At 59.0% G+C, this 18,001-nt stretch carries 13 protein-coding genes and 1 pseudogene; 7 read left to right on the forward strand and 7 right to left on the reverse strand.

What is annotated here, in order from left to right; all coding sequences use genetic code 11:
- Positions 1–215: 215 nt before the first annotated feature.
- Positions 216–3,512 carry an adenylate/guanylate cyclase domain-containing protein gene (locus CK227_RS29880; protein ID WP_142877443.1) on the forward strand — a complete coding sequence of 1,099 codons (3,297 nt, stop codon included), beginning with the start codon at positions 216–218 and terminating at the stop codon, positions 3,510–3,512.
- Between the two features lie 17 nt (positions 3,513–3,529).
- On the forward strand, positions 3,530–4,210 hold the full coding sequence (locus tag CK227_RS29885) for a redoxin domain-containing protein (protein ID WP_095775253.1): 681 nt from the start codon (positions 3,530–3,532) through the stop codon (positions 4,208–4,210).
- A 307-nt stretch (positions 4,211–4,517) separates the two neighbouring features.
- Here the strand turns inward: CK227_RS29885 and CK227_RS29890 are convergent, their stop codons facing one another.
- A complete protein-coding gene (locus tag CK227_RS29890) occupies positions 4,518–6,737 on the reverse strand; it encodes an SAM-dependent methyltransferase (RefSeq protein ID WP_245318299.1) in 2,220 nt (739 codons plus the stop codon).
- A gap of 408 nt (positions 6,738–7,145) precedes the next feature.
- Between CK227_RS29890 and CK227_RS29895 the strand changes: the two genes are divergently transcribed.
- The gene (locus tag CK227_RS29895; protein WP_245318301.1) at positions 7,146–9,431 is read left to right on the forward strand and encodes a mechanosensitive ion channel family protein; all 2,286 of its coding nucleotides are present in this window, start codon (positions 7,146–7,148) and stop codon (positions 9,429–9,431) included.
- Between the two features lie 329 nt (positions 9,432–9,760).
- On the opposite strand, the pseudogene CK227_RS29900 reads toward CK227_RS29895, so the two are convergent.
- From CK227_RS29900 to CK227_RS29910, 3 genes and pseudogenes are all read right to left on the reverse strand, one after another.
- Positions 9,761–9,980, reverse strand: a pseudogene (locus CK227_RS29900) (integrase core domain-containing protein); the annotation flags it as partial.
- A gap of 167 nt (positions 9,981–10,147) precedes the next feature.
- Complete coding sequence (locus CK227_RS36940) at positions 10,148–10,408, reverse strand: hypothetical protein (RefSeq protein WP_179296540.1); 261 nt, start codon at positions 10,406–10,408, stop codon at positions 10,148–10,150.
- A gap of 311 nt (positions 10,409–10,719) precedes the next feature.
- Entirely contained in the window at positions 10,720–12,219 is a 1,500-nt protein-coding gene (locus tag CK227_RS29910) for a hypothetical protein (RefSeq protein ID WP_143750545.1), read from the reverse strand.
- Between the two features lie 108 nt (positions 12,220–12,327).
- Between CK227_RS29910 and CK227_RS29915 the strand changes: the two genes are divergently transcribed.
- Positions 12,328–14,454: an ATP-binding protein gene (locus tag CK227_RS29915; protein ID WP_095775255.1), complete on the forward strand. Its 2,127-nt coding sequence runs from the start codon at positions 12,328–12,330 to the stop codon at positions 14,452–14,454.
- Positions 14,455–14,460: 6 nt separating this feature from the next.
- Here CK227_RS29915 and CK227_RS29920 read toward each other — a convergent pair whose 3' ends face one another.
- Both CK227_RS29920 and CK227_RS29925 read right to left on the reverse strand, forming a co-directional pair.
- Positions 14,461–14,961 carry a GNAT family N-acetyltransferase gene (locus tag CK227_RS29920; RefSeq protein ID WP_095775256.1) on the reverse strand — a complete coding sequence of 167 codons (501 nt, stop codon included), beginning with the start codon at positions 14,959–14,961 and terminating at the stop codon, positions 14,461–14,463.
- 2 nt (positions 14,962–14,963) lie between these two features.
- Positions 14,964–15,890 carry a hypothetical protein gene (locus tag CK227_RS29925; RefSeq protein ID WP_095775257.1) on the reverse strand — a complete coding sequence of 309 codons (927 nt, stop codon included), beginning with the start codon at positions 15,888–15,890 and terminating at the stop codon, positions 14,964–14,966.
- Positions 15,891–15,944: 54 nt separating this feature from the next.
- Here CK227_RS29925 and CK227_RS29930 point away from each other — a divergent pair, with 54 nt between their 5' ends.
- Positions 15,945–16,466 (forward strand): DUF6650 family protein, encoded by a 522-nt coding sequence (locus tag CK227_RS29930; RefSeq protein WP_095775258.1) that lies wholly within the window; start codon positions 15,945–15,947, stop codon positions 16,464–16,466.
- Between the two features lie 30 nt (positions 16,467–16,496).
- Here the strand turns inward: CK227_RS29930 and CK227_RS29935 are convergent, their stop codons facing one another.
- Complete coding sequence (locus CK227_RS29935; RefSeq protein WP_095775259.1) at positions 16,497–16,703, reverse strand: hypothetical protein; 207 nt, start codon at positions 16,701–16,703, stop codon at positions 16,497–16,499.
- Between the two features lie 288 nt (positions 16,704–16,991).
- Between CK227_RS29935 and CK227_RS29940 the strand changes: the two genes are divergently transcribed.
- Positions 16,992–17,351 (forward strand): hypothetical protein, encoded by a 360-nt coding sequence (locus tag CK227_RS29940; RefSeq protein ID WP_095775260.1) that lies wholly within the window; start codon positions 16,992–16,994, stop codon positions 17,349–17,351.
- Complete coding sequence (locus CK227_RS29945) at positions 17,348–17,770, forward strand: hypothetical protein (RefSeq protein ID WP_143750546.1); 423 nt, start codon at positions 17,348–17,350, stop codon at positions 17,768–17,770. Before CK227_RS29940 ends, CK227_RS29945 begins: the two co-directional genes overlap by 4 nt.
- Positions 17,771–18,001: the final 231 nt, after the last annotated feature.

Genomic DNA, 18,001 nt, shown 5'->3' on the forward strand with positions numbered 1-18,001 from the left:
CCCCACAATAGCAGGAAGACAGAGGGGAAGAGGGAACTTTCGCAAAGGACGCAGCCGCCCGAATCGGCAGCGCCCCACGGAGCCACACGGATCGCTCGATGCCGATTTGCGCTGCCGCTTGCCGGTCGACGGCTAACGGTTCATCCTTGTGAATACCTTGGCCGTGACGTGCGTAGCGCGATCACGCCGTCACGGTAGCTAGTGAGGTCTTTTCGATGGACTGCTCGGGCTGCGGTTTCGAGGTTGAGAGCGGATACGCTTTCTGTCCGAGGTGCGGCAGGCGCCAACCCGTGCCATGCGCAAGTTGCGGCTACCTCTGCGCACCTGATTTCGAGTTCTGTCCGAAATGTGGGGCAAGCGTCGGTGCGCCCGCAAAAGCGGTCGAACGGCCTGCTCCTACACCAAGCCGGACCGTTGTGCCGCCTTCTCGAATTCCGTCGCTGCTTCCGAACATCGAAGGCGATGGGCTGCAACCCGTCTCAGAGGCCGATCGTCGGACGGTAACGGTCCTGTTCGCCGACCTTTGCGGCTTCACGACACTCAGCGAGCAGCTCGACCCCGAGGTGATGCAAGCGCTGCAGAACGAACTGTTCAAGGAATTGACGGCGGCCGTGCGAAACTTTGGTGGTTTCGTCGACAAATTCATCGGCGACGCACTGCTTGCCTTGTTCGGGGCGCCAGTCGCGCATGAGGACGATCCGGAGCGTGCGCTTCGCGCCGCTCTCGACATGATCGCCCGGACGGCGCGGCTCGGCGAAAGCGCGCCCAACTCCGGCTCGCCGCTGTTGCTCCACATCGGCATAAACACCGGTCCGGTCGTCACCGGCGGATTGGGCATCGGCACCGCCAAATCCTATTCGGTTACCGGTGACACCGTGAATACGGCGCAACGCCTGCAATCGCTGGCCGCACCGGGTGAGGTGCTGGTAGGCGAGCTCACTCACAAGCTGACCCGGCATGCCTTCTCCTACGAACCGCTGGGTGATGTCGTGCTTCGCGGCAAGGCCGGCAGTGTGCTCGTCCATCGGCTGGATGCACCGCTTGCGGCGCCGCGTGCGGCGCGTGGGCTCGAGGCGCTCGGCCTCAGCGCGCCGATGATAGGTCGTGACGCGGAGCTGCATAGAATGCTGGCGAGCCTTGACCAGGCGTGCAGTGGCTCGGCCCAACTTGTCCGCCTCGTTGGAGAAGCCGGTATCGGGAAATCGCGGCTGGTGAAGGAGTTCGTCGCCCGCGTCGGCGACGAGGATCGTTTTCGCAACGTCGCCGTGCGGCAGGCCACGTGCTCACCGCTGGGCGAACGATCATTTGGCGCCTTGGGCGCGGTGGTGCGTAGCGCTGCCGGGATGATGCAGAACGACAATGGGGACGAAATGCGGGGGAAGCTCGCAGGCTTGCTGGCCGATCTCGGCCTGCAGGGCGAGGAGGCGAAGCGGCTGATGCCCTTGCTCTACCATGTGCTTGGTCTTGGCGACCCCGATGCCACCTTGCAGCATGTCGAGCCCGAGCAGCTGCGGCGGCAAATTCTCTACGCAGTCCGCACAATCATCGAACGGCGGCTTGCGTTGTCGCCGCTGTTGATTGTCGTCGAAGACCTGCACTGGGCCGACGCCGTGTCGCTCGAGGCACTGCGTTTCGTGATGGACAGGTTGGAGCGCACGCGGTTGATGTTGCTGGTCACGCATCGTCCGGAACCGGACCACGGCCAGCTCGACTCAAGTCGGGTCAGTCACACAGCACTCAGGCTTTCACCGCTTAGCCGCGATGACGGACGCAGCCTGTTAGCGGCGCTTTTCGGCGAGAGCTGGGTAAACTCCGCAGGAGGGCTTCTTGACCAGATCCTCGAGCGCGCGGGCGGCAACCCCCTTTTTATAGAGGAGATCGTTCGCGGCCTTATCGATCGCGGTGTACTGGTGCGCGAGGGCCAGCGATGGCGGACTGTGGCAGGCGAGGTCGCAACCGGCATCCCCGCCACGATCCAGGCAATGTTGCTCGCCCGCGTCGACCGGCTGCCCCAAGAGGTACGCCGGTTGGCCCAGGAAGCCGCGGTGATCGGCCCGCGCTTCGATGCCACACTTCTGAAAACCGTGACAGCCGATCCTGGCCGGCTGGAAGCCGGCTGCGAACTGCTTTGCGATGCCGAAATCATCGAGGAAGTTGCCGGATCAGGCTCGGTCTCGTCGCAAAGCTACCGCTTTACGCAAACATTGCTGCAGGACGTGATCTACCAGAATCTGCTCTTGCAGCGCCGGACCGACATCCACGGGCGGGTCGGTGCTGCCTTGGAGAAACTGTGCGGCGACAAGCCGGAACGGCTCGAGGATTTGACCGTGCTCGGTCATCATTTCGCACAGAGCGCCGAGCGGGAGAAGGGCGCGCACTACCTGCAGGCGGCGGGCGATCACGCTCGCATGATCTACGCCAACGACGACGCCCTTCGTTTCTACGAGCGGGCACTGACTGCGTTGGGCGCGACCGGGCAGACACCGCTCAAACTGGCAATTGCAGAGCGCATTGCCGATTTGAGCGGTCCGGCAGGCCGCCGCGAGATCGCGCACCGCCATTACGAGACGGTGTTGCAGGCATATCGCGAGTCAGCCGATCGTGTCGCTTCGGCGCGCGTTTTGCGCAAGATCGGTCGCCTGTTCTGGGACGTCGGCAAGCGCGACAACGCAGAATCCCGCTATGCTGAAGCGGCAGCGCTCCTCGATGGAGCGGATGCCCCGATCGAGCAGGCGCATCTCTGGCAAGAACGTGGCCGGCAGGCGTTCCGTAGCGGAGATCATGCTCTCGCGGCAAAATGGGCGGACGCGGCGCTGGATTGCGTCGGCGCTCTGACGACGGAGCGTGCCTCCGAGGCAGGGTGCGATGCCACCCTTGTGACAGCCGAGGCACTCAATACCAAGGCTGTCGCGCTGGCTCGCCTTGGACGAGACCGTGAAGCCGTGCGGCAGGTTGAGCGTAGCATTGAATTGGCCGAAGCCGCCGGTCTACTGGGCGCGGCCTGCCGCGGCTACACCAATCTCGGCGTGCTTTACACGACCATCGATCCGGCAAAGGCGATCGAGGTCTGTCGGCGCGGTCTTGAAGTGGCGCGCCATATTGGTGATCTGGGTTTCCAGGCGCGCCTCCTCGCCAATCTGGCGGTCGCTTGTTGTACTTTCACGGATCGCTGTCCGACGGAGGGCATCCCTGCCGCAGAGAAGGCCATCGAGATCGACCGGGCACTCGACCAGCGCGAGCACCTGCCGGTGCCGTTGATCGTGCTTGGGCAGATCCACCAGTGCAACGGCCGTCCGGAACTGGCGGTTGGCTTGTTCGAGGAAGCACTGGACGTAGCCCGCGAAACGGGCGAGCCCCAGTTGCTGTTTCCGTGCTATGATGGTCTCGCAACGCTCAATCTCGACCTCGACAATCTGGCCGAGGCCGAACGTTACTTTTCCCTGGCGCAGGGAACATGCGCCCAGCACGGGCTGGATCCGGAAACGCTTGTGGTGCTGCCTTTTCTCGACTAGCCGGGTGGGAGGTTGAAATGTCCGCGCCTATTGACTTGTTACCGCTTCAACCGGGCGACCGCGCGCCGAACTTGGTACTCGACGCCATTACCCAGGAAGGCAAGATCGCGCTTGACGACTTTCGTGGACAAAAGCCGGTGCTGGTCGGGCTGTTTCGAGGTCTGCATTGTGCGTTTTGCAGGCGCCATATCGCCGCCCAGGCGCGGCTCGATCCGGAGTTGCGCGAAAGGGGCGTGGGGAGCCTGACGGTGGTCAACACGCCGATCGAACGGGCGCGTCTCTATTTCCGCTACCACCCGATGCCGAATCTGCTTGCGGCCTCGGACCCTGAACGCGCTTCACATCGTGCTTTTGGACTGCCCAATCTCGAATTCACCGAAAACGAGACGAACTGGCCGTACAAGGTCTCGATGGCAGCGGCAAAGGATATGCGGGTCGACATGCCAGGCGAGTTGCCCGGTCCTTTGGATCCCTTTGCCGCCAGCGAAATCCTCAACAACAAGGACCACTACGAACTGACCGAAGCCGACGAGCAGATGATGGCGACCGGACACGGACAACTGATAGGTCAGTTCCTGCTGGACCGGCAGGGGATCGTCCGCTGGAGCTTCACGGAGGTTCCAGAGGGTGGGCGATACATGTTTGGGGCGCCAAACCCGCAGGAGCTGATGTCAGCCGTGTCCCAAGTCGCCCAATAGACTAGCGAAGGCGGTACCGGCGGGACATTGAGCAAAAAGCGGAACCAATTTGTCACAAATCTAGACCGGCCTCGACGAGCCAGAATGTAAGGTTCTGGCAATGCTCTGCATCGCCTCTGACTGGCGATGTTCTTTGTGGATCATTGGGGCGCGCTGCGACAGCAGTCCTTCCAACCGCTAGAATGCCATCGTCAACGCAATAATCTCGTCGAGAGCACGATAGACTTGGCGCGCACGCTGCGGAGCGTCTCGTCGATTGTGTCTTGCCTATTGTGAGCGGGAGCAATGACACTGATACGTTCACCGTTTATTCGAGCACGGCCTCGACAGTGGCGACAAAGTCATCGAGCGAGCGATCCCCTCGAATCTCGATACGCGGAAGGTCGATGGGATCGCAATCGAGGTCCGCCGGCCCGTGTCTGGCGCCGAAGCCGATCCGATAACCGCACTCCCTGGCCAGCCGGCCAAGCCGTCCGTCGGTGACAGAGAAGGGTGCCGTGAACGCCGTGGTTGGACGACCGGTCCACCGTTCGATGAACATACGAGAGCGCAGGAGCTCGGCGGCCAGGTCAGAACTCGACAGACCATCGATCGCGCGATGCGTCGCCATGTGGCTTCCGAAGAACGCGCCTTCGGCGGCGAGGCGTCGCACCGTCCCCGCTCCCATAAGTTGCGTCGGCGGACCGTTGTGGGCGTCCCACTGTGCACTTTCCCCCACAAGGTCCGTCACCAGGAACACTTCCGCGGTCAGGTCGTTCGCGCGCAAGGTCGGCCAGGCATGGTCGGCAAAATTCTGGAAGCCGTCATCGAAGGTGATAAGAACTGGGCGGCCAACGAATGGTTGGCGCTTGGCGATGCACACTTCCAACTGATCTGAACTAATCGCGTGAAAGCCATTGGCGCGCAGCCATGCCATCTGGCTGGCGAATGCGGCGGGCGTGAGCCGGAAACGGGCGAGCGCGGCCGGACCATCATCGGAGACGCTATGATACATGAGGACAGGGATACGCTGCCGCCGTTCGTTGCGCGCGACGTCGCGGCGCAAGGCCCGCGCCCCACCCCAGATGATATTTCGCGCGACCCCGATTTCGATAGGCGCGCGGATTGGCACATGATCGATCATCGGTTTCGCTACCAAATCGCCCTGCGACAGGCGAAGGAAGCGGTCTATGCGGTAGAGCTCCGTCTGGATCGATTGCTCGAGCACGAGGCCTTCGGTCGCTGCCAGCGTCTCCGAGATCGCCTGGGCACCGAATGTGTTCCAGTCGAAGCCCGTCCTTTCAACATTGTCACGTAACACGAATGCGTGTGCGCTGATGAAACTGCCGCCAGGGGCCAATGCCTCAGCGAATTTTTTAGTGATACGCTGCAACTCGGCGAGATCATCCAGGTAGTAGAGCACTTCCGAACAGAAGATCAGATCCATCTCACCCGGCAGGGCGTCCGCAGCGAAGTCCAGCACACCGAACTCAATGTTAGGCTGATCACTGCATCGCGCACGGGCCCGCTCGATGGCTATGGCGGAGATGTCGGTTGCGGTCAAATGGCCAACACGCGGCGCCAGCTGCCGCGTGAAGTGGCCCTCCGCGCAGGCCAGCTCAAGCGCCCGTCCGATGGGGCCGGCAGGCAGGATTTCGAGCTGCCGCTGATATTTTTCCTGCTCATAGAGCGAGCCGTAGTTCCACGGATCCTCGGTCGCGAAATAGCTGTTCCAGAACGCCGCGCGATCATTCCTGTCCGCGGACCGTGCTCGGCGCGGCGCTGCAGGAGGTTGTGCTGGTTCGGCGCTCGACCGAACCAGCTCCCGCGCTGCAGCGGCCAATAGGGCGAGTTTGCCGAAGTGACTTTCCGGATCGGTCCGGCGTTCGGCTGTGGACAGCAACGCCTCGGGTGCAAGCGTGTTTGACGTGTCGGCACCGACGCCCTCTTGCGGCAAAGTTGATCGTACTGCAAGCCTTGCCGTACCGTCTGTAAGCCGCTCAGCGGGCACGACATTCTGAATCAACTGAATCCAATGATCTCTTGTCACTGTCCCGAGCACGCCAAACTGCACGACAGCCTCGATCTGGCCGTCCATCATCAGATAGGCATAAATTCGATCGATGCCTTCCGGGAGTTCGATCGCGGTCGGATTGCGAGCGTCGACGCGAATTCCGAGTGTCCGCGCCAGCCTGCGCCGCGCGGCAAGATCGTCGACGTCGAGAAGCATTTGCTCAAGCTGATACTGGGCGCGGCGACCCGCTGCGGGATCGCCCCAGACCTTGCCGAGTTCGACGATCAACTCGGTGACGGCGCCGCCGAACTTGTCCCATCTGGCAGCCAATTGCGCCGGCGCCGACAGGCTTCCGACCATAAGCCCATCGAAGACCACCCTGACGGCCTCGCGCATCCATTTCCGCCCTGCCGGCAGCGCGCGCAGGGACTGCAGGTTGATCGGGCGCGAGCCGCTGCCACAATCTGACGCGGCGTTCCACAACGCAGTCCACGCGAGAGTAGCAGTACCGCCGTTTGCGTTGTCCTGAGCCATCGAGCTTTCGTCTTCTTCGGCAAGAGTCGGCGAATGTCAAAAACGGACGACGGCATCGGATGGCGGCGCTGCTCTGTCAAGGTCGGGGCGAATTAGAGGCAAGGCTAAAAGGTCTGGAGACAGGCTGAATGGCAAGCGATTATGCTCTCGTTGTATGGGCCTAGGATCCCGATGCCGGGCGTTCTGCGCCCAGAATCACCAATGCCCAGTTCATGGAACGGCCGGAGGCCGAGGTCGGAATGCCCTGCCCCTGCGGCTAGTAGACACCGCCAATTACCCGGCGCAAGGGTCTAGCTCAGACCGATGATGTCTTGCACCACAACATCGGCTTGTTCAAGGTAGAAGCAACGGCGGACATAGATGTCGTTGCTTGCCGATTGACCGGAAGGGTACAGCACGATGCCACGCATGATTCGACGATTGGAAGCCAGGAACCTGGCGCGCCCGGCACCACGTCTCGAAGATCTGGCGGCGATGTTTGTCCTGATTGCCAGGCCGCTGGTCTTCGGGATCGCCCTCCTATTGGCTGGCCCGACACAGGCGCAGTCACCGCCAACCGTCCCGCCTGAAAGGGTCAAACAGTTATTCGAGCTTCTCGACGATCCGTCAGTGAAGGCCTGGGTGGCCGAACAGCGAAATCAGGCCCCCGGGTCAACGGCAGCGCCCGCCGCGGCAGGAGCTTCGCCGGCCGATGCATCGTCCGACGCGGTGGCCGCGCCGGGCCAGATGAATACGATGGCATCCTCTACGCTCGATCGGATCAAGCATCATATCGAGCGGATCGTGCGAACTCTACCCTCGCTGCCAGGCCAGTTCGCACGCGTTCGGGAAGCGACGATGGAGGATATGTCCAGCAGGGGGCCAGCCGGCGTATTTTTGCTGATTGCGATTTTCATCGCCGCCGGCCTGGCGCTGACCTGGGGCACGTACAAACTCACCCGCCCATTTCGTCTTTGGATTATCGCCCAATCGAAGGATACGCCCATCGGGCGGGCCAAGAAGATTGGTGGTCGCACGCTTTATTCCAGCCTGCTGATCGTCTCGTTCGCGGTGGGCAGCGCCGGCGCGTTCATATTGTTCGACTGGCCAATGCTTATCCGCCAGATTGTGCTGACATTTCTGATGGCTGCCGTCGTTACATGGGGTGTGCGCACGTACGTCATAGCCCTGCTCGTCCCTTCCTTCATGCATGTCGAGAACGCCGTCGAGGTTCGTGCCTTGCCGATCGCCAACGAGACCGCCGACCATTGGTCCTATTGGCTATCGCGGATCGTCGGCGTCTTCGCCTTCTTCGCCGCCGCCTTTAGCCTCTTGCCGGGTCTCGGCATTGATCAGGACGGAATGATGGTCCTGTCTCTGGGCGCCGATTTCATCCTGCTGCTGCTCTTTCTGCGCGCCGTCTGGCGTCGGCCAAGAACACGGCGGGACGGCGGGCACGGTCACACGGCAGCGACATGGCTGTTGACTGCTTATTTCATCGTTCTGTTCCTGGAGCGCATAGCCGGCCTTTATATACTCTTCTGGTTTACCTTCACCGCATTCGTCTTGCCGTTGGCAATCGTGCTGACGCAGCGCGGGGTCAATTTCGTCCTACGGCCAGGATCCGAAGATGCCGGCCGGCCGACGATTCCGGCGGTGACGATCGCTGTCATCGATCGCGGGATCCGGATGATTTTGATCCTGGCGGCGGCTTACCTTCTCGCGCGTGTCTGGGGTCTGGACATGCAGTCCATGCAGGACAGCGATCCGACGACCACGCTGATATTGCGCGGCCTGATCAACGTCGTGGTCATTGCGCTTGCCGCCGATTTCGGGTGGTCGATCATCAAAGCCTTGATCGAGCGAAAGCTGGGCATTGAAACACCGCATGCGGTGATCGGCGACGAGGACGTCCCGACCCTCGATCCGCAGCAGGCACGGCTGCGCACGCTGTTGCCGATCATCCAAAACATTCTGCTTGCAGTGATCGTCGTGATGGCGGTGCTGATGATGCTCGCCTCAATCGGTATCCAGATCGGCCCGCTGATCGCCGGCGCCGGCGTCGTTGGCGTCGCTGTCGGATTTGGGGCACAAACCATCGTCAAGGACGTGATCTCAGGGGTGTTTTATCTGCTCGACGATGCGTTTCGTGTCGGCGAGTACATTTCATCGGGCAGCTACAGGGGTACGGTGGAGAGCTTTTCGCTGCGCTCGGTGAAGCTGCGCCACCATCGTGGCCCGCTGTTCACAATACCTTTCGGTGAACTCGGGGCGGTGCAGAACCAGAGCCGCGACTGGGTCACCGACAAGTTCAACATCACCGTTGGCTATGATACCGATGTCGAGTTCGCCCGCAAGCTGATCAAGCGGATAGGCCTCGAACTGGCGGAAGATCCAGAATTCAAACACTGGGTGATCGAACCGATCAAGATGCAGGGCGTACAGGAGTTCGGCGAGTACGGCATCGTATTAAGGGTCAAGGTCACAACCAGACCGGGAGGCGCCTTCAGTATGAAAGGCAGATTCTTTTTACGCCTCCGCCAAGCCTTCAAGGAGCAGGGCATCGAACTCCCATTCCCCACCGTCCACGTCCAAGGGCTGCAGAACCCACACGAGGCAGAGAATGCGCCATTGGAGATGACACCCGAGTTGCGAATGGCCGTCGCGCAATCGCACATCAATCGGCGCAGAAAGAAAAGCAGTACAACGGAGTAGGAAGGCTGTGACACCTGCCGGTCACAACGCGGCTTTTTCGCGCATCGGCCGTAAGGGGATACTCTTTATGTTCAATCGATTGAGACGAAGAAAGTGCGGTCACGAACCTCACTGGCCCTGACGGTCCTTTGAAATATTCAGTCGGCAGTATGCCGGAGATCCGTTGGACGTGGCGTTGGTGTCAAACTGTATATGCCGACGGATGCCGAACGCCAGCGAACGGATTTATTCAGTCCTATGTGGCGCACATATGAAGTCAGGTGAGTGGACCTTGATCACGCCCCTGCGATGCGGTCGATTTCGTCGCAGCCGCGGTAAGCCCCGTTTGGTTAGTTGTGGAACCTCAACAGGTTGTTAGCCCGGGGCGGCTGATAGGCGGTCTTGATTTTAAGCTGCCATGTGGCCTGTGCCAATTGTAGCGATGAAGCTATCGTGGCAGTTCTGCGGTGCGTTCATGAGAAGTGTTGTAGGCTCGAGCATAAACCCATTCGCGCAGGCTCGTCTGGATGAAGCCTCCGCCTTGCCGCTGGTCTCGGGCGTGTATGGTCGGCCAGCCATCGTACTCATCGATCGCCACGAGGAGCTGACCGAATTTCTTTTCATCCGTGATAGCGGCACGACCATTGGCCTTAGGCGGCTGGAGGCGCCCCGGAGGGGCAGGGTCGGGTCGCCCTCGGCCCGCAGGGTGACAATCGCCAACCGGAAGGCACTGCCGATCACGCCGCGCAGACGCCGCGCCGTTCCCGTCGGCCGCTCTTTTCGATCTTCTGGAGAAGTTGAAGAATCTCCGCTGGAGTGATCTCTTTGATTGGACGTTTGGCGAGCGGGCAGGCCAAGTCTTCGAGGAGCCATTTGGTTTTGGTGGCGGCCGCTGCGGCGTCCCGCTCCTGCATCCGCTTGACGTATTCCTCGGAGATCAAGCCAAAGGTAGTGCGCGCTTCTATGAGAGCCGTGATCTTCTCCTCCCTGCGCGACATGGGTAACGAACCTCCCGGGCAATGGGGAACGTCTGGATCGTTACCCACAAACCGATGCGTTGGAACGGCACGCGGCGGGTCCGCATGAGCAGCTCAGACAAGCTAACTCGTTGATTATGTTGATTGGTGGGATGCTGTGAGAAGCTATGGGAAAGGGAAATGGTGCCCAGAGGCGGATTTCGACCGAAGTGTTACTCGGCGTTGATTTTCCAGCAGAATTTCCGCCCGACTTCAGGTGCGTGTATGACAGCGTGTATCACAAAAGGCAAGCAAGCCTCTGGCAGTTGCGGTGGAGTTCCCAATCGCAGTCGTCACTCGCCTTCGCGTCGCCTTTCGAATCTCTTACCCTCGGCAATCATCCAGTTCATGAACGCGTGGCCTTCCTCTAGTTCTACGTCTACGGCCTTCGCGTACTCGTAGGCGAAGTTGTCGCGCGCTTCGTCCATCGAACAGCGGTAGACCTTCATAAATCCGTGAATCCGACCGAGGTAGTAGCGAGCGTCGTTCTCGTGCTCTCGATACTCATACACGGCCTTCAACAGATCGGTATTCTCGTGCGCCCGTCTCTTGATGGCCTCATAGTCAACATCGTGCATTTGGTTTGGGGCCACGGTGATCCCGCCGGCAACATCCCCGATCGTCAACGCCTGATAGTCGATACCGTCGTCCATCTGCTGGACCTTCGTGACGACCAAACGGCAGTCCTGACAAACGAGTACGGGGATGTGATCGATGATCATGCGGTTGGCCGACCCTATCCGCCAGTAAAGCGCACTCGGATCGTCATCACTGAATATCCAATCCCGAACGACGTGGATTTGAGCGGTCCACTTCCGGCTGTTCGCGGACACTCGACATATATCCTGCTTGGATCGCCTACAGCATCCGCAGGTCCAGTCGTCACCAGCTTTTGTCCAGTGTTTTTTCTCTTTGTTGATCGCCTCGACATAGGCGAGATCGGCTGGGTTTGGCGGGCGTCCTGGAGCCTTTGATTTCGGCCTCGCTGATGTCCCTATGGCATCTCTGGAGGTAGAGCGGGCCAACACCTTTAAGCCGATGCTATTGCCCCGTGGCAGGGCTGGGAAGGCTTTCGCGACCTGCTCCCAGATGATGGAGCGATCATCCATCCATAGCTCGGCGCGGGTGCCAACCGCCACCTCACGCCGGTTCTTTCCGTTGGCGAACCGCCTCGCCATGCGCTCGGCGAAGTCAAGCCGGTCGGCGATATCGGGCTTCACACGATCCCAAATCAACCGCACTGCTGCCATATCCAGTTCATGAACCCGGTTGTCGCTCGCACGGATGAAGGTCGCAATTTCTCTCGGCGAGAATGTAAAATCGGGTTCTATGTCGGAGCCCAGCGCCTTCTTGGCCTTTCCCTCGACTAGGTTGCAATCGATGCAGATCAGAGTCCGCTGGAACCGCTCAACAAACTGTAGCATGCCATACTTGGCGTGGGAGATTTGAATGTTGAACTCGCGCTCTTCGGTCTTCGGATTGATTTCCTCGAATAGCTTCCCGGCCTTGTCGCCTAGGTGATCGTGATGCGATTCCAATTCGCACAGGAGCACGCCAGCCGCGCTCACCCTCACAATCTGCGGTTTGGTCCGATGGCAGCAGGGACACGCCCAGCTCTGCCACGTGCCTGCCCATTGCCGGTTCAGGCTGAGCTTGTCCGTGTTGAACTGGCGTAGCAGGCGCTTGGTCTGCTCGCTCCAGCGACCGTCACGGAGCCGGGCGAGATCGGCCAATGCCTCATCGTCCATGTTGTCTACGTCGGGCACGATGATGTTTATGGAGTGACCGTTCACGGCGATTCGAACCTGAATGATAGTGGAAGTCTTGGATGCGTTCCCATAATCTAGCGTAAGGTGTTGAGCCATTCGCCAAGGCCGCGCGACGGGGGGAGAAACTTAGACGTGCCCAGCTTAACAGAAAATATCGAGAACCGAGTCCGCAAGCTTACTAAGCCGTCGAACAATTCCCAAGGCCTACAGCCGCTTTTCGAGGCTGTAAGCAACGCCTTCTTCGCCATTGAAGACCGGCAAAAGCTCCATTCAGAGTACAAGGGCCGTGTCGATATTCGAATCGAACACCTGAGCGACCCCAAGAAGATCGCGATAGAAGTAGAGGACAATGGAATCGGGCTTGATGGACCGCGATACGAGGCATTTTGTACCGTGGACACGGATTTTAAAAAATCAAAGGGCGGCAAAGGTGTCGGACGGCTCTTTTGGCTGGACGCGTTCAACAGCATCCGTGTTGAGAGTTCATATGATGAAGAAGGGGTCGACAAGCGCCGTGCGTTTCATTTTGAACTGGGCAATAGTGAGCAGATCGTACCTGAGACGCCCAAGGGACAGGCGTGGGCGAAATATGGCACCCTGATTCAGTTCGTAGGGTTACGTGGTGCCGAGTATGTCCAGTATTTTCCAAGACGGGCCGACACGTTCCTGCGTTACTTCACCGCGCATTTTATAGCGGACTTCCTTATGGGGAGCGGGCCTGAAGTGATCGTTCAGGTCGGCGATCATATCGCTCATTATCCCAAAGAGGTCTCCGATTTGGTTGTCGGCAAACCCCTGAAATTGGCGGCATTTGAACACGAGGATTTTGGTACGCTGTCAATCGTCGGGTTCGTCTGCAAGCCGGAGGCCAGTACCGGGCTCGATGGCAATCATCAACTTCATTTGCTAGCGGACGGACGCACTGTGGAGTCGCGGAAGATCGACAATCTGCTTGGGCTTCGTGATCTTTCGGCCGAAGGCGAGGTCGGCCTGTTCTTCCACGGATGTGTGACCGGCGAATATCTGGACAAACGCGTCAACGAAGGCCGCACGGCATTTAACATCCCGGAGAAGACCCTAAAGGACTTGACCCGGCACTGTGTTGAACAGGTGAAGGCGAAGTTCTTTCCCACCCAGCTAGCGGGTTATCTCGATGAGAGGCGGCAGAGCTTCGAAGCGTTCGTCAGCCGGCACCCGATCTACGGTTTCGACGACACCGACGTTCAGCTAGATAGGGTGCCCTTTCATGCCACCGAACCAGAAGATTTTGCTGCCGGCTTGGTCAAGTATCAGATCAGACGGGATGAAAGCCGCAGCGTAGCCATGCAGGGTGTCATCAACCAGCTAGACAGTCCAGCCGCGATCCCGGCGAATTTCAGCGAAGTGGTCTCGAAGGCCGCAACAGAAATCCATGACTCGGAGAAACTTGCGCTCGCTCAACACGTCGTTAGGCGCAAGCTTGTCCTAGAACTGGTAGACAAGATGATACGCCGCGTTCGCCAACGTGACGGCAGGGAGGACGACTACCACCTAGAAAGATCGCTTCATTCCCTCATCGTGCCTATGGGCATCCGTGGCGACGATCACAACGAGAGAAAGAGCCGCGCGCACGATCTATGGATTGTGGACGAGCGCCTTGCATTCACCCGTGCATTTTCTTCGGACAAACGGTTGGACGCGATCCTTCGAGAAGGTGGCACCGATGTCCGTGCAGACCTGATCGTCTGGGATTTGGCCTACGGCTTGGGCGTGACCGACCCAGAGAAAAGCCCTGATCAAGTCGATATCTCTGAACCGCTGCGTAAGATGATGATCGTGGAGTTCAAGCGACCGGGTCGCAAGGAGTACAAGGGTGTAGAGGATCAGATAGAAGCGCAGATCATCAAGTACCTCTCGCAGCTAAAAAGCGGCGAGATCGAGAGCTTTTCACGCGAACGTATCCGAGTAGCGGATGACTGCATCTTCTACTGCTACGTGGTGGCCGATATCGAAGGTGATCTGGTCCACCAACTGTCTGCATGGCAAACTACTGCAAACGGGCAGGGACGAATTAGGCCGCTTCAAAACGCTTACCGAGGATCAATCGAAGTCGTACAATGGCGTGACCTGATCAACGATGCTTGGCTACGAAATCAGGCTACGATTAGCGCGGCAGGTCTGAGCCGCAATGCACCAATTCTCGATCCAGACAAGGCTGAGGTTCAACTTAAAGGCCCCATTCTCACCCGTCTGGATACCCTGAGCACGGCAAACCCTTAGTGTGCGTCAATAATGGGCTGGTCGAATGTAAAGACTTACCTGATCATCCTTTTGTCCTGATTGCCATGACTTTCCTACCTGCAAAAACCCATATCGTTCGAACAAGCGGCGCGAGGGCAGGTTTTTTGACTGTATCGTGGCAAACAGCCCCCGACCTTTGACGGCTGCGAAGATGCCCAAGGCGAGAAGGTTACCGAGACGCGCACCGCGATGCCCCTCTGCAATGTGCAGGTAGCCGACCTCGGCGAAATACTCAGAATCGGGCAATTTGACGCCCGCGCGGTCTGCCCCTTCAAGCCTTCGTTGGTACGGCCGATTATTCTTGATGGCGTGGGTGCCGACTAGCTTCTCTTCGATATACAAGAATGCGAGGAAGTGCGCCTGTTCGACAAGACCAGGTAGTGAGGCTTTATTAACTTGCGGGTCCTTCTTGACCAGTTCTACAAAAGCATTTCGCTCAATGGAGGAAAACGCGCTGGGCGGCCTTACGACTAGTTGCAGCGTCATGATCAGCCCTCTTTGCCCAGGTCGATGGTGATTGTGATCGCTGCCTGAATCGGTGCCGAGCGGGCATACAGCAGGTTGCGCAGATTCGGGTCGGTGGCATCCTCAAATAGACGCCCCTCACGACACCGTAGGACTTCATCCGCGACGAACCGCTCCAGCCTCCAGCCACGGAACGAACCCGCATCGGCGGGGTCAATAGGCAGGCTCACGGTGAGGCTTCCGGCAGTAGGTGCTTGCCCGTCTGTGAGGCTCGTGAGGACCCCATGCACCAAGTCGGATTTTAGGACGCGGCAACCTACCCTGTTTACGGCGGCTGGCACCGCTCCTGCCAAAGCTGGATATTGTGCCGAGAAGGGTAGGGACGTGGGATTGTAGAGGCCGTAGTACACAGGAATGCCCCGGTCATCAAAGTAGTTGTCGATAGCCTCGATCTGGTGGTCGCCAGCCCGCATCGCGCCATACACACAGGTATCGTCGAAGGTGAAACGTCGCTGGGTGCTCAATGGCCTTGACGGGTCCGTGCGATCTGCGATCCGGCCTATACCGATCTCCCAATCTGCTCGCTCCAATTCATGAACGGGCACCTCGCGTGAGTAGAGGCGCTTTGTCTGGAGCAGTGCTACCTTGCGCATTTGGAGATGCCCCTGTCGTCGCAAGACGACAAAGAAGGCAATGTCGGCAATCTCCCATCGACGCCACATGTGTCGACCGCCAAGCCAATGTGACTCGATCGCCACGCCAATGCGCTCATTCGCGAAGAAGGCCGGGGGCGCGGCCGTAAGTTCCATGATGAGCAAATGGTCTAAGGACTCTTCATGCATTGAAGGATGCGCGTCCATTGCCCTCGACACCTTGTCGTTGGCTGCCGCGAAGACACCGCGCACGTACTCAATGACCACTGATGGAATATCTGGAAAGCCGAATGTCATGTACTGTCCCTCCCGCGACCGAATCTATCACAGACTGTGAACGACTGGAGACCCATGCGTAACTTCTTCCGAAGATCGGGCAAGGTGACAGCCGATGCCGCTCGGCGGGTGACAGGGATAAGCACTCCTGTCTTCGGGGTATCATGGTCTGATCCTGGGCCAGCCGAAGGCGAGATTGTTCGCCGGTTCCTCGTCTTTCTCGAAGATCGACGGGTGCTCTATAACCCGTTCGACATGGAGACCGAGGCAGAGGTTGAGCATTCAGTCCATCAGATACGCGAGGAATGCACCAAGACCCTTCAGACCCTGTCTGTAGATGCGTTTGCAGTGGTTGCCGTACGCGCGATACGTGAGGCGGGACGCCAGTTCCATGACGACCAACGAGAGCACTACCGACACTTCGATTTCCAATGGCGCGACAAGCACCCCAGCCCCGCGTTTTTTGTGGCTTTAGGAGCCTTCCGCGCAACGGTGGGTCATCAGATCGCCGTCCTCGCTGGGCGATATGACATCGATGTCGAAGGACCTCTGGCGAGCATCATGCCGACGCTTGGCGACTCTCTTATTGAAGACTGAGACTTCGGTGTGAGCTACGGTGAAGCGCGGTCAGTTCGGTAGCAGAAACACGCCTGACACCAATTCCTGCCCGGCGTCTTCGATTGCCGAGGCGAGCAGTTGCAGACGCAGGCCAATTTCGACAGCGGCTTCTCTGGTTGGAATGGGTCGAGTGCAGATGTCGTCCAGAACGTCCCTCAGTCGCATGGTCGTGGCGGTAAGGTCCTCTAGTTCGTCGAAGTTTTCGATCTCCTGCATCCCGTCCTCTGGAATATTGTTTGCGCCACAGACAATGGTTTGTCTTGTAAGTTTCGTCAAGTACTTGTTTTTGAACAGAATATCTTGACGATTAACTCCGTTCTAACGGCTCCGGCGGTTGAGCCGTTGTCCAGTTTTTCTGTACATTGTCGGTCAGATATGCAATCATGCGTTTGAATTTATCTCGTGCTTTTCGCGCGTCAAAAGATCAGTTCCTCCCGTTGCGGGGCAACGGCTTCACTCACACCTTTGAACCTAGTGACCGGCTCGGGCCGGAGGGATTTCGTTATGGAAAATCACGTTACATGGGAGTTGACGCCCACGGATAAGTTGGCGCTTGCCACCACTTTTAAACTGGAAACGGTCGCGGGTCGTCATGAGCTTCGCTTACGCGCTCGGGGGCTTGTTCCTGCGCTGACGCTCGACTTCCTCACGATTCGGAAGAAGCCCAATTCTGTCGTGGTCGAAATTTCAGTGAACTACCGGGTTTCCCTCCAAGAAGCCGATCGGAGCGCTTCCGGGCGCATCGTTCTCGTGCGCGAAGCGCGAGTTTTGGAGGTGGCGGTTCGTGATGCTGTAGCCGAGGTGGCTGATGCCGTTCTGGCGAGGGTGGCTTTCTCGCACGGGCAGGTAGGATGGGCAGCGTGACCGACACTCTTCTATCGGACGCCGTACTCAGCCTCTACTCGCCCGGCCGAGATCGCTTTGGCGTGATGGCATGGCGCGAGCTTGTGCACTCTTCTACAGAAGTTCGGTCGGCATTCTGCGAAGCTCACTTCAAGTGGACGATCGCATGCGACAAGTCCCAGATCGCTCTGAAAGCGCGCGGTAGGACCGTCGGTCTGAAGCTTACCCTCTTTGCCGTGAGCCATAACGATGAGGCGGCCGAATGTGAAATTGAATATGAGGTTGAGGTCAGCCGCTCGCGGGGGCGTTCCTTTAGCTTCACCGAAACTATCACCGGCGACTCCTTCGGTCAGGCCATGTTCCTGATCGGGAATCCATTTCGTTTGGCCGATATCGTCGCCGACGAGATCGATGCTCGCGAACCAAAGAGCACATCATAGTTCCGCGCGAGTTGGACGGCGCGTGGACGGCGGCTGCGGCGGTTCTTGGGTGCGCCGCAGCCGCCGTCAAAAATATTGCATGATGCTGGATGAGGTGGTGTTCACCATCACTACTTCGACAGCCGCAAACGCTTCGAGGATTTTGAGCCGTTTTTTCAAATTTCTGGACCCAGCTCGCTGCTCGTGCAACCTTGCGACCGTGGGTCTTCCAAAGAAGCGGAGTGGCTGTTG

The organism is Mesorhizobium sp. WSM4308, assembly GCF_002294905.1.
Lineage (GTDB): Bacteria > Pseudomonadota > Alphaproteobacteria > Rhizobiales > Rhizobiaceae > Mesorhizobium.